13 protein-coding genes are annotated in these 15,880 nt (G+C 72.5%); 9 read left to right on the top strand and 4 right to left on the bottom strand.

Going from position 1 to position 15,880, the window contains the following annotated elements:
- Nucleotides 1-194 precede the first annotated feature (194 nt).
- Both ACVCAH_RS35700 and ACVCAH_RS35695 read left to right on the top strand, forming a co-directional pair.
- The gene (locus ACVCAH_RS35700) at nt 195-1,619 is read left to right on the top strand and encodes a phenylacetate--CoA ligase family protein (RefSeq protein ID WP_447140632.1); all 1,425 of its coding nucleotides are present in this window, start codon (nt 195-197) and stop codon (nt 1,617-1,619) included.
- A 574-nt stretch (nt 1,620-2,193) separates the two neighbouring features.
- A complete protein-coding gene (locus tag ACVCAH_RS35695; RefSeq protein WP_447140631.1) occupies nt 2,194-2,493 on the top strand; it encodes a CPBP family glutamic-type intramembrane protease in 300 nt (99 codons plus the stop codon).
- Between the two features lie 162 nt (nt 2,494-2,655).
- Here ACVCAH_RS35695 and ACVCAH_RS35690 read toward each other — a convergent pair whose 3' ends face one another.
- From ACVCAH_RS35690 to ACVCAH_RS35680, 3 genes are all read right to left on the bottom strand, one after another.
- Complete coding sequence (locus ACVCAH_RS35690; protein WP_447140630.1) at nt 2,656-3,462, bottom strand: hypothetical protein; 807 nt, start codon at nt 3,460-3,462, stop codon at nt 2,656-2,658.
- A 16-nt stretch (nt 3,463-3,478) separates the two neighbouring features.
- Nucleotides 3,479-4,111, bottom strand: a complete 633-nt coding sequence (locus ACVCAH_RS35685) for an RNA polymerase sigma factor (protein ID WP_447140629.1) — start codon at nt 4,109-4,111, stop codon at nt 3,479-3,481.
- 983 nt (nt 4,112-5,094) lie between these two features.
- Entirely contained in the window at nt 5,095-5,292 is a 198-nt protein-coding gene (locus tag ACVCAH_RS35680) for a hypothetical protein (RefSeq protein WP_447140628.1), read from the bottom strand.
- A gap of 166 nt (nt 5,293-5,458) precedes the next feature.
- Between ACVCAH_RS35680 and ACVCAH_RS35675 the strand changes: the two genes are divergently transcribed.
- The 6 genes from ACVCAH_RS35675 to ACVCAH_RS35650 all read left to right on the top strand — a co-directional run bounded on the left by ACVCAH_RS35675 (nt 5,459) and on the right by ACVCAH_RS35650 (nt 13,800).
- Nucleotides 5,459-7,369: an Hsp70 family protein gene (locus tag ACVCAH_RS35675; protein WP_447140627.1), complete on the top strand. Its 1,911-nt coding sequence runs from the start codon at nt 5,459-5,461 to the stop codon at nt 7,367-7,369.
- 1 nt (nt 7,370) lies between these two features.
- Complete coding sequence (locus tag ACVCAH_RS35670) at nt 7,371-9,497, top strand: AfsR/SARP family transcriptional regulator (protein ID WP_447140626.1); 2,127 nt, start codon at nt 7,371-7,373, stop codon at nt 9,495-9,497.
- A 271-nt stretch (nt 9,498-9,768) separates the two neighbouring features.
- Nucleotides 9,769-11,079: a LysM peptidoglycan-binding domain-containing protein gene (locus ACVCAH_RS35665; protein ID WP_447140625.1), complete on the top strand. Its 1,311-nt coding sequence runs from the start codon at nt 9,769-9,771 to the stop codon at nt 11,077-11,079.
- Nucleotides 11,022-12,074: a hypothetical protein gene (locus tag ACVCAH_RS35660; protein ID WP_447140624.1), complete on the top strand. Its 1,053-nt coding sequence runs from the start codon at nt 11,022-11,024 to the stop codon at nt 12,072-12,074. The genes ACVCAH_RS35665 and ACVCAH_RS35660 overlap by 58 nt, the downstream gene beginning before the upstream one ends.
- On the top strand, nt 12,053-12,748 hold the full coding sequence (locus ACVCAH_RS35655) for an AfsR/SARP family transcriptional regulator (protein ID WP_447140623.1): 696 nt from the start codon (nt 12,053-12,055) through the stop codon (nt 12,746-12,748). The genes ACVCAH_RS35660 and ACVCAH_RS35655 overlap by 22 nt, the downstream gene beginning before the upstream one ends.
- Entirely contained in the window at nt 12,745-13,800 is a 1,056-nt protein-coding gene (locus ACVCAH_RS35650; RefSeq protein ID WP_447140622.1) for a DUF2637 domain-containing protein, read from the top strand. Before ACVCAH_RS35655 ends, ACVCAH_RS35650 begins: the two co-directional genes overlap by 4 nt.
- Here ACVCAH_RS35650 and ACVCAH_RS35645 read toward each other — a convergent pair.
- Entirely contained in the window at nt 13,797-15,101 is a 1,305-nt protein-coding gene (locus tag ACVCAH_RS35645; protein ID WP_447140621.1) for an IS701 family transposase, read from the bottom strand. The genes ACVCAH_RS35650 and ACVCAH_RS35645 overlap by 4 nt on opposite strands.
- A 353-nt stretch (nt 15,102-15,454) precedes the next feature.
- Here ACVCAH_RS35645 and ACVCAH_RS35640 point away from each other — a divergent pair.
- Nucleotides 15,455-15,880, top strand: a 426-nt coding sequence (locus ACVCAH_RS35640) for an IS110 family transposase (RefSeq protein WP_447140620.1), incomplete at its 3' end; no start/stop codon positions are given.

Below are 15,880 nucleotides of genomic sequence, written 5' to 3'. Positions count from 1 at the left end.
TACACGCGATGACCCAGCCGGTCACCGCACCCCTGAAAACCAGCTAACCAACTCTCCATCAAACCCGGGGCTTGACACTGCCCGCGTTCATCGCCCGCCTCGGGCTATCAGGTTCTCACCCCGGTAGACGCCGGCCACCGACGCCGTGACTCCTGCCGGGCCTTGCCCGTCGCGCCACGCCCGACCGCACGACCATGAAGGGACACCACAGCACCATGAACACCTCGACGTTGCGGCTGCTCGCCGACGCCCGCTCCGTCAAAGCGGGCGGCGAGCAGGCGATGGCCGCCCGGCAGCGGGCCCGCCTGACCGAACTCGTGGCCTGGGCACGCGCCCGCTCCCCCTACTACCAGCACCTGTACCGGGACCTGCCGTCCAGCGTGGCCGACCTGGCCCTGCTGCCGCCCACCAGCAAGCGCGAGTTGATGGCCGCCTTCGACGACTGGGTCACCGACCCAGCCGTCACCCTGGCCCAGGCACGAGCCTTCGCCGACGACCCGGCGCGTGTCGGGCAGCCGTTCGCCGGCCGCTACACGCTGTCCACAACCTCCGGCACCACCGGCACGCACGGCATCTTCCTGCAAGACGCCCGCGCGACGGCGGTGACCTCCGCGATGATGGCGCGGCTGCTGGCCGGCTGGCTGAGCCTGCGGGACGTGGCCCGCATCGCGCGCGGCGGCGCCCGGATGGCGCTGGTGATCCCCGAGGGCGGGCATTTCGCCTCCACCGTGGCCGCCGCCCGGCTGCGCGGCCGCTCCCGCGTCACCGCCTTCAGCGTGCACCAGCCGCTGCAGGACCTGGTGGCCGAGCTCAACGCCTTCCGCCCGGCGGTGCTGGCCCCCTACGCCAGCATCGGCGCGCTGCTGGCCGGCGAGGCCGAAGCCGGACGGCTGCACATCAACCCCGCCCTGGTGATGCTCACCGCCGAAGGCCTGCCCGTCGGCGAGTACGCGCGCATCGCGGCCGCGCTGGGGGCGAAGGTACGCACCAGCTACGCCTGCAACGAGTGCCCGTTCCTGTCCTCCGGCTGCTCGCAGAGCTGGATGCACATCAACGCCGACTGGGCCATCCTCGAACCCGTCGACGAGCAGTACCGGCCAGTCGCGCCGGGCGAGCCGTCCCACACCGTGCTGCTGACCAATCTGGCCAACCCCGTGCAGCCGATCCTGCGCTACGACCTCGGCGACAGCGTCCTGCTCCGGCCCGATCCGTGCCCGTGCGGCCACCCCGGCCCGGCCGTTCGCGTCCAGGGCCGCGCCGCCGACCTGCTCACCTTCCCCGGCCCCGGCCCGGCGGGGGAACAGGCGCCAGTCACGCTCGCCCCGCTGCCGCTGGCCACCCTGCTGGAAGCGGTGCCCGGCCTGGAGCTGTTCCAGATCGTCCAACCCGCGCCGGCCACGCTACGCATCCGGCTGCACCCCGCCCCCGGCGCCGACCCCGCAACCCTCTGGCACCAGATCGAGACCCGCATGCGCGACCTGCTGGCCCGCCACCACCTCGGCCATGTTCGCCTCGAACGCGCCAGCGAACCGATCCAGCACAGCGCGGGCGGCAAGGTACGCGCCGTCATCCCGCTCTCGGCCACCGGCATGAACCCGGCCGGTTTCGGACGTCCCTGACCACCACGGCCACACCACCGCCGCGGTGGCCCGCCCACCACTGTCGTTCCCCCACCGCTCGCAGGGGAGGGCGAGGCGAGCGCCCCGCCCTCCCCTGCCTCCCCCCTTCTTCCAAGAAACGGAGACACCTTCGTGCTGCCCGACCTCCTGGCCTACGGCGTCCGGATCCTGCCCGGCCTGCTGTTGATCGGCGCATGCTTCGCGCTGGCGCGTGCCGAGCGGGACTCGCTGCTGCGCATCCTGACCCTCATCTTCGGCTTCATCCTGATCAGGGACGCGATGACACCACTCGGCTTCTGGCGCCTGGGCGCCGCGGGAGGCGTGCCGTGGCTGCGCTTCACCGACCAGGCCGGCATCCTGCTGCTGTTCGCCCTGGGCACGGTGGCGCTGACCGCCGCCGTGCTGCGCGTGGACAGCGGGCTGCGCGCGCTGGTGCGCTGGGGCCGCTTCACCCCGGTCACCCTCGCCTGGGGCATCGGCGGCGGCGTGCTGGCCGCCGCTTCCGGCGCTGCTGCTGTCCCTGCCGACACCGCTGCCGGCGCGGGGCGGCGCGGTCGCCGTCACGCTGCTGCCGGTGCTGCTGCTGTTCAGCCTGGCGGGCAACCTCGCCGAGGAAGTGCTCTTCCGCGGGTTCCTGCAAGGCTGGCTGGAGCAACACGGCAACGGCACTCGTGCGGCGTTGCTGTCGGCCCTGCTGTTCGCCGCCTGCCACGCCTTCCTGGCCTCGACCGTGACCGACGTCGGCTGGCCGCTCCTGGCCTTCACCCTCTACGAAGGGCTGATCTGCGCCTTCCTGCGGCTGCGCTCCGGTGTCATCGCGGCCGCCCTCGCCCACGGAACCGCGATCTTCCTGCTGGCCAGCGCGCTGGTCTGAGCCGCTGACCGCGTCGCCAGGCAGGCAGCCCACACCCAACGCTGCGCCGACCCGTTTCTGTCCCATGTCGCCGCGCACCGGGCCGACGCGGTCCGCGATCGGGAAGCTACCCCGGGCTGCCCGCCATGCGCGGCGCCGGACTGCGTACCGACGACGACGCCATCATCCGCGGTCGGGACGAACTTGACCTTTGCCGGCCGGCTTGGCCGTCGCGGCGGGCTTCTTCGCCGCGCCGGACCCGTTTCCGGTGGCGGGGTCGTTGTTCGTGCCGGGCCCGTTCCCCGCGTCGGACCCGTTCATGCTGCCGGGCGTGAGGTCCGGGGCCAGGCGTCGGCAATACGCCTCGACCTGCGCGGCGCTACCGGCGGCGGCGACCAGCGGCTGGAACCCCGGGGTCTTTAGCGCCTTCTCCCGCTGGTGTGGCTTCTTGGCTAGGTACGCCCGGCAGAGCCCGCCGAGCCGTCCGGTGTGCGAGGGGCCGCTGCTTGGACTCGGCCGGGCCGGTGGGGCGGTCGGGGACGCGCTGGGGCCGTCGCTGGTGGGGGTGCCGCCGTCGGTCGGGGTTCCGTCCGGGTGGCCGGTGGTGGGGGCGGGAATGGCTGGGCGGGGCGGCGGTGCCGGCTTCCGGGGAGGGTCCAAGGTGATCGCCGCGAAGGCGGCGCCGGCGGTTGCGGTGGCGAGAACGCCGGCGACCCAGGCCAGGGCGGCACCCGCGGTGAACCGGCGGCGCCGTGCAATTCGGGCGGGCGCGGACGCCGGGGCAGCGCAGGCCGCCCGGAAGGCCGCCAGCGCCGCCTGCTCCCCGGCCAGCTCCTCTGGGCGCGCTGGGGCGGCCGCCGCGGCGAGCAGCCCGGCGAGCGGGCCGGTCGGGGCGTCGACCGGTTCAGTGGGCGTGGCGGCGCGGGCCGCGTCGAGGAGCCGGTCGGCCTCGGCGCGGTCGGCGGGTCGGCCGGTTCGGCGGACACGCATCCTGAATCTCCTCATGTCAACCATCCGCCGGTTCGGCGTGCGGCGCCTGCCGGCTCCGGTCGCCGCGGGCGGGGGGCGGAACCGTGCGCTCGGGCGCGGCCGGTAACGGGCTCACGTCGTGGCGCTCGATCAGCCCGGCGAGCCGCCGCAGCCCCCGGTGCGCGGCGGTCCGCACAGCGCCGGCCCGCCGGCCGAGCACCCGCCCGGCGGTCCCGGCGTCCAGGCCGATGACGGCCCGGAGCAGGACCGCCTCGGCTTCGCGGGGTGGCAGCGTGGCGATCAGCGCGAGCGCGGCCTCGGTGCCGACGGTCTCGCCGGCCCGCTCGGCGGTATCGGCGTCGGCGGCCAGCCCGCTGAGCGCCTGCACCGGCACCGGCACTGATGGCCGGCGGCGCTGCGCGCGCATGTGGTCCATCGCCCGGTTCCGGGCGATGGTGACCGTCCAGGCGCGGAACTCGCCGTCGGTGAAGCTGGGCAGGTCCCGGGAGATCTGCAACCAGGTCTCCGACGCCACATCTTCCGCGTCGGCACCGACCAGCGCGGTCAGGTAGCGCACCAGGCCCGGTTGGAGGGTGCGGTAGAGGAAGCGGAAGGCGTCCTCGTCACCGGCCTGCGCCGCGGCGACGGCCTCGCGCAGCTCACCGGCCATGCCGTGCCCGCTCTCCGGCGACGGCGGACCGGCGGACGCTAAAGCCGGCGCACGCAATGCCCCCCTGGCCCGTGGACCGGACGTGATTCCGCACTTCTCAGCCCCCGCTGACCTGATCGCGCCCGCGGCTGCGGCGGCCGGGGCGGGACGTCCAGGTAGTCGCCACGACGAACGGCCATCGGCGGACTGCTGCAACGGCGCCGTGCGGCGGCCCCAAGCCGGGCAACGCTAGGAGCCCACCACCCCACCGATAGGTCGACACTCGGTCACAGTAACGCCCACCCGATGTGAGGGCGACAGCACGAGCGGCGGCCTCAGCCCCTTAGCCACCCGCTAGGGAAGGGCATGGGCGAGCGCGCCGGAGGCCCGCGAGGCGTCTGTGGTGGTCGCGGCGCGGGCCTCTGACCTGCTGATGTGAGGTCGGGTAAGGCCGTGTGAGGCATTGTCAGCCTTCACGACACCCTCTTCGACCGCCTGCGGTCTTACGGTCGATCCACTGACCAGGCACCCCCACTTACCGTCCGTCGCCCCAGTAGCTCTACGCCTGCGCTTTCCCGTGATGTGCAGGCCAGCGAGGCGACACGAATCAGGCAGGAGGCGTGATGCGAACCAGGGCGGCTTCGATCGCCACCAGGACGGCATCTGCGCTCCTGGTCGCGGCCGTTCCGGCCGCGCTCGTTCACCTCGGCGGATGGTCGGCGCCTGACGTGCCATCCACCGCCGCTCTGCGGGACTGGCTCCGACAACCGCTGACCGCCGGCGGCTCCGCCTCGGCTGGCGACCCTCTTGATCTAGCTCTGGCTCACCGCCGCGCTCGCCCCCAGCGGCGCAATGCAGAAGGTGCGAATGGCGGCCGCACTGACGACCTGATGATGGTGCTGCCGCCCGCCATGTGTGACTCGCAGGCGGCAACGCCGAGGAGTCGGGACTTCAGTCGCGGGGCTGGACTGGTTGATACGTTCTGCGCCGCCCGCCCGACGGCGTCATTCGCAGCGGTCTTCCGACCCGCGTCCGTACGGCTCGCAGCAGTCGGGCCGGTGCTGGTACACGCACAGGTCTCGGCCGCGTGACCGCCCGATGTCCGAGGTGCGCTCGTACAGGCACGCGCCCCAGACCACGGTCTCGCCGCCGCCGTCAACGACGTGCCCGTCGCCGGGCCCCCCGCGCAACAACACCTCCATTCGCCTGACATATCACGCGGAACCCGCTGACGCAGGACGATTGGCATTGCAGGACGGTGCGCACAAGCGGTCGATGGGGCTCGCCGAGGAGGGCCGATACTGCCGGCTGGTTCCTGTCTGTAGTGGCGGGATGACGTCGCTGTGATCCTCATGTTTGACTATGCGTATGCATGCGGGGGAGGCGCGGCTAGCGATCGATTGCGGCACCACCAGTACTGTGGCCGTGCTCGCGTGGCCCGACGGTAGTGCGGCGCCGCTGTCCTTCGACGGGACTCCGCACCTACCCAGCGGCGTCTACCTGTCCGCCGATGGTGACGTGTGGACCGGGCAGCGGGCGTGGCAGGCCGCAGCGGACCAGCCGAACCGGTTCGTCCCGAACCCGCGTCGCCCCGCCGATAACGAACTCACCGTCGACGGAACCCGTGTCGACGCTGTCGACCTGACAGCAGCGACGCTGCGCCGCGTCGCGGCCGAAGCCGAGCGCGTCGCCGGCGGCCCGGTGCGGGATGTGCGGTTGGTGGTTCCAGCGGGGTGGGGGCCACGGCGGCGCACCTGGATGCGGCAGGTCGCTCACCGGGCCGGTCTGCCGCAGCCACGTCTGGTGGAGGCCCCGGTGGCCGTCGCCGAGCACTTGCTGGCCGCCGGCCTGCAGCTGCCGGTGGGGTCGTTCGTCGCCGTGTGCGACGTCGGCGCGGGCGCCGAGGTCACCGTCCTACGCCGCGGCCCGGCCGGTTTCGAGGTTCTCGCGACCCTCGCCGATCCGGCTGCCGGCGGTAGCGCCATCGACCAAGCGCTCGCCGCCTCCCTTACCGACCACAGCCCGGACCTCGATGGCGCGGCGCGTTGGACGGTCGTCGGCAGTGTCCAAGCGGCCAAGGAGGCGCTGGGGCGCCACCCGGCCGTCACCGTGCCGCTTCCCGACCGGCCACCGATCATCGCGAACGGCGTCATGCTCGAGGATGCCGCCCGCCCCGTCCTGCAGCGCGTGGCCCAGCTGGCCAGCGAGGCGATCGCCGCCGCCGAGATCAGCACCGATGACCTCGCCGGCATCTACTGCGTCGGCGGCAGCGCCCACCTGCCGCAGCTGGAAAAGGCCATCGCCGAGCAAACAGGCGTCGTCCCGATGGTCGTCACCGAACCGGCGTCCGCCGCCGCCCGAGGCGCCGCAGACGCCGGCGCCGTCAACCCCACCACGGCGAGTCCGGTGGAGGTGCCCGTGCCGCCGGTCCGGCGGGCGGTCGCCATCGCCGTACCTGGCTTCGCATCCTTGGGCCTGGTCTGGCAGTTCCTGATGACCGCCGAGTATCACGGTGGCAGCCGAATCCTGCGAGGTATCCACTATTCGGTGAGCGTGAACTGGGGCGAGTTGGCCATGGCCGCCGTGTTCGCCCTGCTGGCATGCCTCGGCGCCGGCACGATCCTCGGGTCCCTCATCGCCGCTCACAGCCCCACCCCGGACACCAGGACGGAAGGTGGGAAGGTCAGCATCGGTATTCTCGCCGCGGTTTCCCTCGGGGCGGCGATCGCCGGCCTCTACGCGGTGGTCGCCTCCCAGTACTTCGGTGTCCCGCTGGGCGGGTTCTTGAGATGGGCGCTGTGGCCGATCACGCCGATCGTGGTGATGGGCGTGGCCATGGCAGTGGTTGCCGCCCGCCAGTGGCGCACCCCGCACGGTGGCTGGTCGGCGCTGCTGGCCGTGCCGACCGGCTCCGTGATCGTTGCCGCCGCTGGCATGGTGTTGATCCAGTACTCTCTGACCGCCGACCGGTGGCCCGAGCTTGTGCTGTGGATCGACACCGCCGGCCGCGTCGGTGGCCTGCTGCTCGGCGTCGGCGTGGTCATGGCCCTGGTGACCCCGCTGGTGTTCCGCCTCATCCTCGCCGCACCCCTGGCGGTGATCACGGCGGCGATCGTCAGCCGGCAGGCCGCCGGCATCCTTGGCGCCATCTACGCCATCGCCATCGCCATCTGGTGGGCGGCCCGGTTGTGGACCCGCGTCGTCCGCCCCGCCCCGCCCTCGCCGGCAGCATCGGCAGCGATGCGCGGCGGTGTCACGCCGCCAGGCGGGGGTGGGTGAGGTGCGGTGGCCGCGACAGTTGGCGTCGCTGCTGTTCGTCCTCCTGCTTCTGGTCGGCCCGCCGGTGGTGTTGCTGTCTCTGGTCGGCCCGCCGATACGCGGGTGGCCGGACGGGGAGCAGGTTCGGGCGTGGGTTGAGCAGCCGCTGACCGAGCAGACCCTGGCCGTCGCGCTGGCTGTCCTGGCGTGGCTGGTCTGGTTGGCGTTGGTCTACGCGGTCGCCGTCCGGGTCCTGACCCGCATCCGGGCGGGCGCCGCCTTGCTGCGGCGGATGCCGCTGCCCACGCCGTGGCAGGCCACGGCCGGCGGGATGGCGGGAGCGGCGGTCTTCGGCGTCAGCGCCCACACCACGACCGCGCCGCCACCAGAACCTCCCCTCCCGGTTGCCGCAGGAACGCTCGACAGTCCCGGCGACACTGCCCCCGCACCCGTCGACCCACACAGCAGTGCCCGGAGCGACGCCGGGATAGCAGTATCGGGCGGCTGGCTGCCCCGGGAGGTCGCCGACCAGGTCGCCGCCGCGGGAGCCCTCGTCTGGCTGCGCCGCCGCCGGACCTACCGGCCCCGCCCACCTGGCCCGTCCGCGCGCGAGGACCAGGACTTGGCCCCGCTGCCCGCGACGGCCCTCGCCGTGCAAGCCGCCCTCGCCGATCGCCCGCAGCCAGCCGCCGACGCCGCCACCACCGGTGGGACGTCGTCCGGACGGATGCCGGCCCTCATCCCGGGTCTCCTGGCCGCTGGGATCGCGCTCACCGGACCGGGTGCCCTGGCCGCGGCGAGGGGTCTGCTGATCACCGTCCTGCTGACCGGGCAGCGTCACCCGGCAAGCATGGCGCCGCTGGTCATCACCCGCACCGCACTGACCAGCCTGCTCGGCTCCGCCGCCGAGATCTCGCGGCGGATCCCGGCACGGCTGGAGGTCGTGTCCAGCGTCGATGAGGCGGTGCAGGTCCTCGAGTCCCGAGCCACCGGCCATGCCCGTCACGGGCTGAGCGAATCGGAGCGACCTGCCAACGGGCCGACCATCGCCGCCGACGCGGCTGCTGTTCTGATCGTCGAGGAGCCACCGTCGGGTGCTGTCGCTGAGCGGTTGGCCGCCGTATCGGCCGCGGGCGCGGGCACCGTCGTGGTGCTGGGCGGGTGGTCGGCCGGCACCAGCTGGCAGGTTGACGCGGCCGGCCACACGCACGACCCGAGCCGGCCCGGGTGGGCCGGGCCGCGGCTGTGTGTTCTCGACGCGGTGGCGGCCACAGACCTACTCACCGTGATCGCCCACACCGAGCCGGCACCACCCGAGCCGCCCACGCCGAACCCATCCCAGCGCGCCGTGGCCTCGTCTGGCCGGCGGGTGCCGCGGCAGGTGACCAGGCAGGACGCCCGTCCCCGACCCGGTGCCCCGGGCCGGCGACTGGAACTGCGGGTCCTGGGTGAGCCGATGCTGCTCGCCGATGCTGAGCCGTTGACCATCCGCCGCACCGCCGCCATGCAGGCCCTCGTATTCCTCGCCGCCCACCCCCATGGGGCGGACAGCCGGCAGCTGGTCGACGCGCTCTGGCCGGGGCTGCCCCGGCACTCGCTCACCGGCCGGCTCTACACAACGCTCAGCGAGCTGCGCGGCACCGTCCGGGCCGCAAGCGGGCTGACGGTCATCGACCACACCGACGACCGCTACCGGCTCAACCCGGCCCTGGTGGATACGGACCTGTGGCGATTCCACGCCGCGGTCCAGCACGCCGCCACCGCCGTCACCAACACCACGATCGCCTGGCAAGCGGTCATCGACGCCTACCCCGGCGACCTCGCCGCCGGACGCGAGTGGCCGTGGCTGGACCCGATCCGAGAAGCCACCCGCCGGCACGTCATCGACGCTCATGTGGCCCTCGCCGCCGCCGTACCCGACCCGCACCGCGCTCTGGCCGTGCTGCAGGGCGGCATACGCGTCGACCCCTACAACTCGGACCTGCACGTCAGGGCGATGAACGCCCTCGCGGCCCTCGGCAAGCACGACGCGGTTGCAGAGCTGTACGACAGCTACACCCGCCGCCTCATCGCCGCCGGGCTCGACACCGACGACGAGGTCCGCGACACAGCCACCCGGCTGAGCAACGCCGTCGTTCCTGGCCGGTAGCCACCGACCCCGGTCACCGGCAGGTCCGTCACGTGACCCGTCCCCTCGCGCTGGGAGAAGGTCTGCTCGCCGTGTGAGGCGAAGACCGCTGGCCTGCGGGTGTGAGGTCGTGTGAGGCGGTGTGAGGTCCTGTCAGCTGGCACGCCGCGCCTGCGGACGGTCGGCCGCCATACCGTCGATCCACCACCCGCACCCCGGGCTTTGCGGTCGCCCCCGCACGACGTCACGGGAGCCGTCCTGTCCGGGTGACGCGATCGAGCAGGAGGAAGCGATGCGAACCCGGGCAACGTCGGCAGCTACCGCGGTGGCCTGCACGCTGCTGCTCGCGGTCGCGCCGGCTGTACTCATCCACCTCGCCGCTTGGCCAGACCCCGAGGGCTCGTGGACAGTCGCGCTGCGAGACTGGGTTCGGCAACCCCTGACCACGGGCTTCCTCGCCGGCCTCACCTACGTGGCGGCATGGACGATCTGGGCGCTGCTCGCCACCGCCGTCGCTGCCCGCGCCTACACCCGCGTCAACCGGGTGCTGCGATGGCTGCCGGCGCTGCACCTACCGGGGCCGCTGCGGAGCCTCACGGCCGCCCTGCTGGGCGCCACCGCCGTGAGCGCCACCGCCGGCGCCATGCCCGCGCACGCCAGCGCGCCCACGGACACCACCTCGGCCGATGCCGCCGAGCTGTCCCGGGTGGCGCCGGCTATCACCCCCGCCGGCCGCACGGCTGCAGCCTCCCAGCCGGGAGGCGAACGCGACGACACCTACACCGTCCGCCGCGGCGACACATTGTCCGACATCGCTCAGCGGTGCCTCGGCGACCCTGACCGGTGGCCCGAGATCTTCGCCGCCAACCGCGGCACCCACTTCCCCCACACCGGCGGGACACTGCGCGACCCCGACCTGATCTATCCCGGCTGGACCCTCCACCTGCCCACCCACGCCCAAGCATCGAACTCGGACGCGCCGCCGTCAAAGCAAAAGGCACCACCGACGCAGCCTGGGCCACGTAAGCCGCAGCCAGGCCTCGACACGACCGCAGCGCCGGCCCACCCCACGCCCGCCACCGGCACACCAGATAGCCGCCCACCGGCGTCCCCGACCGACACCGGCGGTGGCATCGCCTCGCCCACCACCACGGCGCCCGGCCCGGCAGCCGTCACCACCCGGGATACGCCGGACGAGGAACACCGTCCACGAGGGGTGACCCTGCCGACCGGCAGCTGGGTGGACATCGGCCTGGCCCTGGCCGTCGCCGCCGCCGTCGCCCTGGTGTGGGCGCACCGCCGACACCGCTACACCCCCCGCCAGCCCCCTGCGCGGCCCCACCTGGACCACTCGGGCCCTGCACCCATGCCCCGCGTGGTCAACCAGATCCGTCGCGCCCTCCGGCCCGAAACCGAGCACCCGCCCACCCCAGACCAGAACGTGTGCCGCCCGGCGACGCCCAACGACACCGAAGCCCCGCGGCACACGACAGTCCGTGCTCTGGGACCGCAGACAACCCCGGTGAGAGCCGACCGGCGCCGGTGGTGCCCGCGCTGGAACGGCCGCTGCCGGTGCCGTGGCCGGCCGCCGGGCTGGCTCTGACCGGGCCCGGCGCGCACGCCGCCGCCCGCGGCTTCCTCACCGCCGCCCTCGCCACCGGCGGCCCGGACCAGCCCGACGCCCGCACCCAGATCGTGATGCCCTCACCAACCGCGGTGACGCTCCTGGGCACCGCCCCGGCCCAGCTGCCCGCCACGCCCCGCTTGCTCGTCACCGCCGACCTCGACGAGGCCCTCGAGCTGCTGGAAGCCCAGGCGCTGCACCGCACCCGCCTGCTCTACCAACGCGAAGTCGACACCGTCGCCTCCCTACGGGCCACCGACCCCTACGAGGAACCACTGCCGCCGATTCTGCTGCTCGCCGAAGCCACCGTCCAACGTGTCCGCGTCGCCGCGCTCCTCGCCCAGGGACACCGCCTGGACATCCACGGCGTCCTACTCGGTCCCTGGCCCGACGGCGGCACCGTCGCCGTCGCCGACAGCGGCGCCACTACTGCCGATGACTCCGACCGGCATCCGGACGAGCCTCCCGCCGACGTCGGCCGACTCACCGTCCTCACCGCCGGCGAGACCCTCGACCTGATGTCCACTCTCGCCGAGGCGCACACCGGACACCCGCAGACCCACGGCTCGCACGAGGTCACGCCGCGGCAGGCCTCCACCAGGGCCGATGCCGCCCGCTCACCGGACGGTACCGGCGGACTACCTGCCGACGCCACCGATGACCTGGGCACCGCGAACGCCACCGACACCGCTGACGCCGATTCGCCCGACCCAACCCCGAACGGCCCGGCGACCGCAACCAGTTCCATGACCGCGGCCGGTCCAGTCGATGAACAGACCGCCGTCAAGGACGACGCGGCCGCAGGGAACGTCACCACCGGGCACGCGCGGACAGACGAACCAGATATTGCCGATTCCTCTGCAGGTGCCGAGCCGGCCGGGTACGGGTGGCCGTGCTCGGAAAGGCGTCCATCATCGACGCCGACCCGCAGCGCAGCCTCCGGGCCAAGTCGATGGAACTGCTGGTCTATCTGACGGTTCGCGGCGGCAGCGCGCCCACCGAGGCGATCCTGGACGACCTGCTGCCCGACGCACCCGCCCGTAGAGCCACGCACCGCCTGCACACCTACGTCTCCGACCTGCGCGCCGCCCTGCGCCACAACGCCGGCCCCGGCACCTACCTCAGCCACCCCCACCACCACTACCAGCTCAACGCCGAGCGCTTCACCATTGACCTATGGGCCATGCGCGCCGCGATACACGCCGCGGACATCGCCACGAGCCCGCAAGACCGCATCGCGGCGCTGCGCCGCGCCGTCGATACCTACCGGGGACCGGTCGCACAAGACTGCGCCTACGAATGGATCGAGCCCTACCGGGAGGCCGTCCGCCAGGACGCGCTCAACGCCGCCATCGCCCTCGCCAGCGAGCTCGCCGACCAACCGGCGGAACAACTCGCCGTCCTAAGGTCGGCGATCACCCACCATCCCTACGCTGAGGCGCTGTACCAAGAGGCGATGCGCGCCTACGCTCGCCTCGGCAACGCCGACGGGATCCGCGCGCTACGCCGCAGCCTCACCAGACAGCTCGCCGACATCGACGCCGAACCCGCCGACGACACCCTCACCCTCGCCGACAGCCTCATCGCCACGCTTCAGCACACATCCAGCCTCCACGGCCCACCTGACGCCCACGGGGCTCAGTCGTGAGCGCGCCGACGCAGACCACTATGAGCGGCGGGGACGGCCCCACCGGGTGGCCGCCGAGCGAAGACGTCGCGCAGCTCAGACGATTGCGATGGGCGGTGCGGGCGACCCTCACCCTCGGGGTCGCCGCCTCGGTGGCGGCGAACGTGCTGCACGCCCGCCCAGGCCCGATCAGCCAAATCATTGCCGCGTGGCCACCACTGGCGCTGCTGCTCACCGTTGAGCTGATTTCCCGCGTCCCCCACCACCGCCGCTCACTCGGCCTCATCCGCATCGCAGCCACCGGCGTCATCGCCGCGATCGCCACGTGGGTGTCGTACTGGCACCTTGTCGGTGTCGCCGTCCGCTACGGCGAGACCGAAGCCGGAGCCGCCTACCTGCTGCCCATCTCGGTCGACGGCCTGGTCATCGTGGCCAGCGTCAGCCTCGTCGATATCACCGCCAGGATCCGCGCCTGGGAAGCCAAACCACGCCCGCATACAGCCGCCGGCACAATTGCAGCGGCCGTGACTGCACCGCCCGCGGCACACCAACGCGCAGCGGCACCCGACTCGAGCACCGACGCGGGGAGAAGCGCCATGCCCCACCGGCCCGCGGAAGCGGCTGCCAACGGCATCGACGAGTCCCCCCAGGCTTCCGTTGGAACCAGCGACGAGCACGTCAGCCCCAACGGCCGGCCTCAAGGATCCCCCACGCCCCCGCGTGCGGCACAGCGAATGCCTGACACCGTCGGCGTCGCCCACCAGACCCGTGACGTCGATGCCCGCTCCAGCCCTACCGGCGGGCACCACGACCTCGCGAAGTCACCGGACGTTCCTCCCAAGAGGTCGAACCGCGGCGACGACCAGAGGGGCGGTGAGCTGCTGACGTCGGATACCGCCGCCGCCGTTGCCTACTGGCATCGGCGTGACCCCGACCTGCATCCCGCTGAGATCGCGGCGCGCATTGGCCGCTCGGAACGCACGGTGCGTCGCTACTGGCCACCACCCGCGCCCACCGCACCGCCGATCAACACCGACAACGCCAGCGGCCGAAGCCACCTCAAGCGGGCCTAGTACGGCAGCCGCCGTTCGGGATCATGGCTGAAGTTCGAGGTTGAGGCGGCGTGTGTAGTGGGATCGTCGGGCTCGGGCTTGATGCCGGCGCCGCCATTGTGACCAGCGCAACGATGGGTGAGGTCGCTGATCGGGCGGATGATGCAGGCGTTGATCAGGCGGCGGATCTCGTTGACGGTCAGCTTGATCAGCCCGGTGTCGGCCGGGTCGTGGCGGGCGGAGTCGGCGGCGCAGATCGCCAGGACGGCGAGGGCGGCCAGGGCGAGGGTGGTGAAGCGGTGCCAGGAGTCCCAGCGGCGAACCTGGTGCTGGTCCAGACCGACCTGGCTCTTGGCGGCCTGGAAGCTTTCTTCGACGGTCCAGCGGATGCCGGCGACCCGGACGAGTTGGGCGAGGGTGGCCGGCTTCGGGGTCCAGCAGCGGTAGAAGGCCAGCTCACCGGTGGTGGTGTTGCGGCGGATCAGGAGGCTGTGCCGGCCGCCGTCGTCGGGGTCGGCGTCGGTGCACACGTCATCGAGCCAGGTCCAGTCGTAGAAGCGCGGTCCCTTCGACCCGGCGCCGGCTGAGCGGCGCTGCCACGCCGATGCCGGCAGGTCAGCGGCTACCCGGTCGGCGCGGACCCGGGTCTTGCCACCGTCGAGCGGAACCAGGTGGCTGCGGGACACGGCCAGGACGTAGCCGAGCTCGTGTTTGCGCAGGTGTGCGCGGAAGGCGGCGCTGTTGCCGTAGGCCTCGTCCGCGGCGGCCCACCGCGCGGGGACACCAGCGTCGAGGGCGGCGGTGATCATGTCAGCGGCCAACTCCGACTTGGTGGCGAACTCGATCTCGTCGGGCACGCCAGCGGCTTGGCAGCGGTCCCGGTCGTCGGTCCACGACGCCGGCAGATACACGCGCCGGTCGATCAGGGTGTGCCCGTCAGAGCCGGCGTAACCGAGGAACACCCCGACCTGGCTGTTCTCGATCCGCCCGGCGGTGCCACTGTACTGGCGCTGCACCCCGACCGAGTGGGTGCCCTTCTTCAGATCGCCAGTCTCGTCGACCACCAAGACCGCGTCCGGACCACCGAACCGATCGGTGATCAGCTGCCGCAGGTCGTCGCGGACGGCATCGGCGTCCCACACCGCCCGGTACAACAGCCGCTGCATCGCGTCCGGCCGGACGTGCCCGGCCCGCTCGGCCAACTGCCAACACGTCTTCACCTCAAGATCGGACAACAGCCCCGTCATGAACTCTCCCGCCGCACGGCGCGGTTCCACTCGCCCGAACCGACCCGCGAAGCACCCCAGCACCTCGGCCAGCACCCGCTCCCACCGAGCAACGGCTACGCTGTGGCACGCGGCCACCGCAAGATCTGATGTTGTGTCCACAACGCACAGACGATCACGCGGTGGCCGCCTCACGTCCACCCCTGCTCACCAGCAAGATCTCAAACGGCGGCTGCCGTATTAGTCCCCCGCCGTGGTAGATACGCCACGGTGGCGGACTGACTCGTTTCCGTGCTGTCGCCCTGCGGGTTGACGAGGTCATGTCATGTCGTCCGCCGCCGTGTCGACCTGCCGGCGTGACTTGATTGGAGCTTGGTCCCTATCCCCGATTGAGGCATGTCCGCCGGTTGGTTCACCTCTCGCCGTCACGACCTGGGAGTTCAGCAGAAGTGATCGTTCTTGGTGTCGACCCCCACAAAGACCTGCTGGTCGTTGTCGCGGTGGACAGCAACGGCCGTCAGCTCGACGTGACGTCCGCCCCGGCCCGGCCACGCGGGGTGAAGTCCCTGCTGAGGTGGGCTCGGCAGTACGGCGAACGGCTGTGGGCCGTCGAGGACGTCCGGCATGTCGCCGGCGGCCTGATGCGGGGTCTGCTTGCGGCCGGCGAGCAGGCGGTGTGGGTGCCGACGCAGTTGACTGCCCGCTACCGGCGGGTCGGTCGGGGCCAGGGCAAGAGCGACCCTATCGACGCTCTCGCCGTCGCCCGTGCGGCCTTGCGCGAGGACCTGCCGCCGGCCTTGCCGGAGGACGAGTCACGCGTGGTCAAGATGCTGCTCGACCACCGCGAGGACCTCGTTGGTGAGATGGTGCGCATG

This window comes from Micromonospora sp. LZ34, from assembly GCF_052981855.1.
The sequence above is the reverse complement of the archived record's forward strand: the minus strand, read 5'-3'. Positions and strand labels throughout refer to the sequence as shown.

Excerpts from the sequence above, each read along its gene's own strand:
- ACVCAH_RS35700 (WP_447140632.1), top strand. The coding sequence starts at position 195 with ATGAAGGGACACCACAGCACCATGAACACCTCGACGTTGCGGCTGCTC.
- ACVCAH_RS35690 (WP_447140630.1), bottom strand. The coding sequence starts at position 3,462 with ATGCGTGTCCGCCGAACCGGCCGACCCGCCGACCGCGCCGAGGCCGAC.
- ACVCAH_RS35685 (WP_447140629.1), bottom strand. The coding sequence starts at position 4,111 with ATGGCCGGTGAGCTGCGCGAGGCCGTCGCCGCGGCGCAGGCCGGTGAC.
- ACVCAH_RS35680 (WP_447140628.1), bottom strand. The coding sequence starts at position 5,292 with ATGGAGGTGTTGTTGCGCGGGGGGCCCGGCGACGGGCACGTCGTTGAC.
- ACVCAH_RS35675 (WP_447140627.1), top strand. The coding sequence starts at position 5,459 with ATGCATGCGGGGGAGGCGCGGCTAGCGATCGATTGCGGCACCACCAGT.
- ACVCAH_RS35665 (WP_447140625.1), top strand. The coding sequence starts at position 9,769 with ATGCGAACCCGGGCAACGTCGGCAGCTACCGCGGTGGCCTGCACGCTG.
- ACVCAH_RS35655 (WP_447140623.1), top strand. The coding sequence starts at position 12,053 with ATGGAACTGCTGGTCTATCTGACGGTTCGCGGCGGCAGCGCGCCCACC.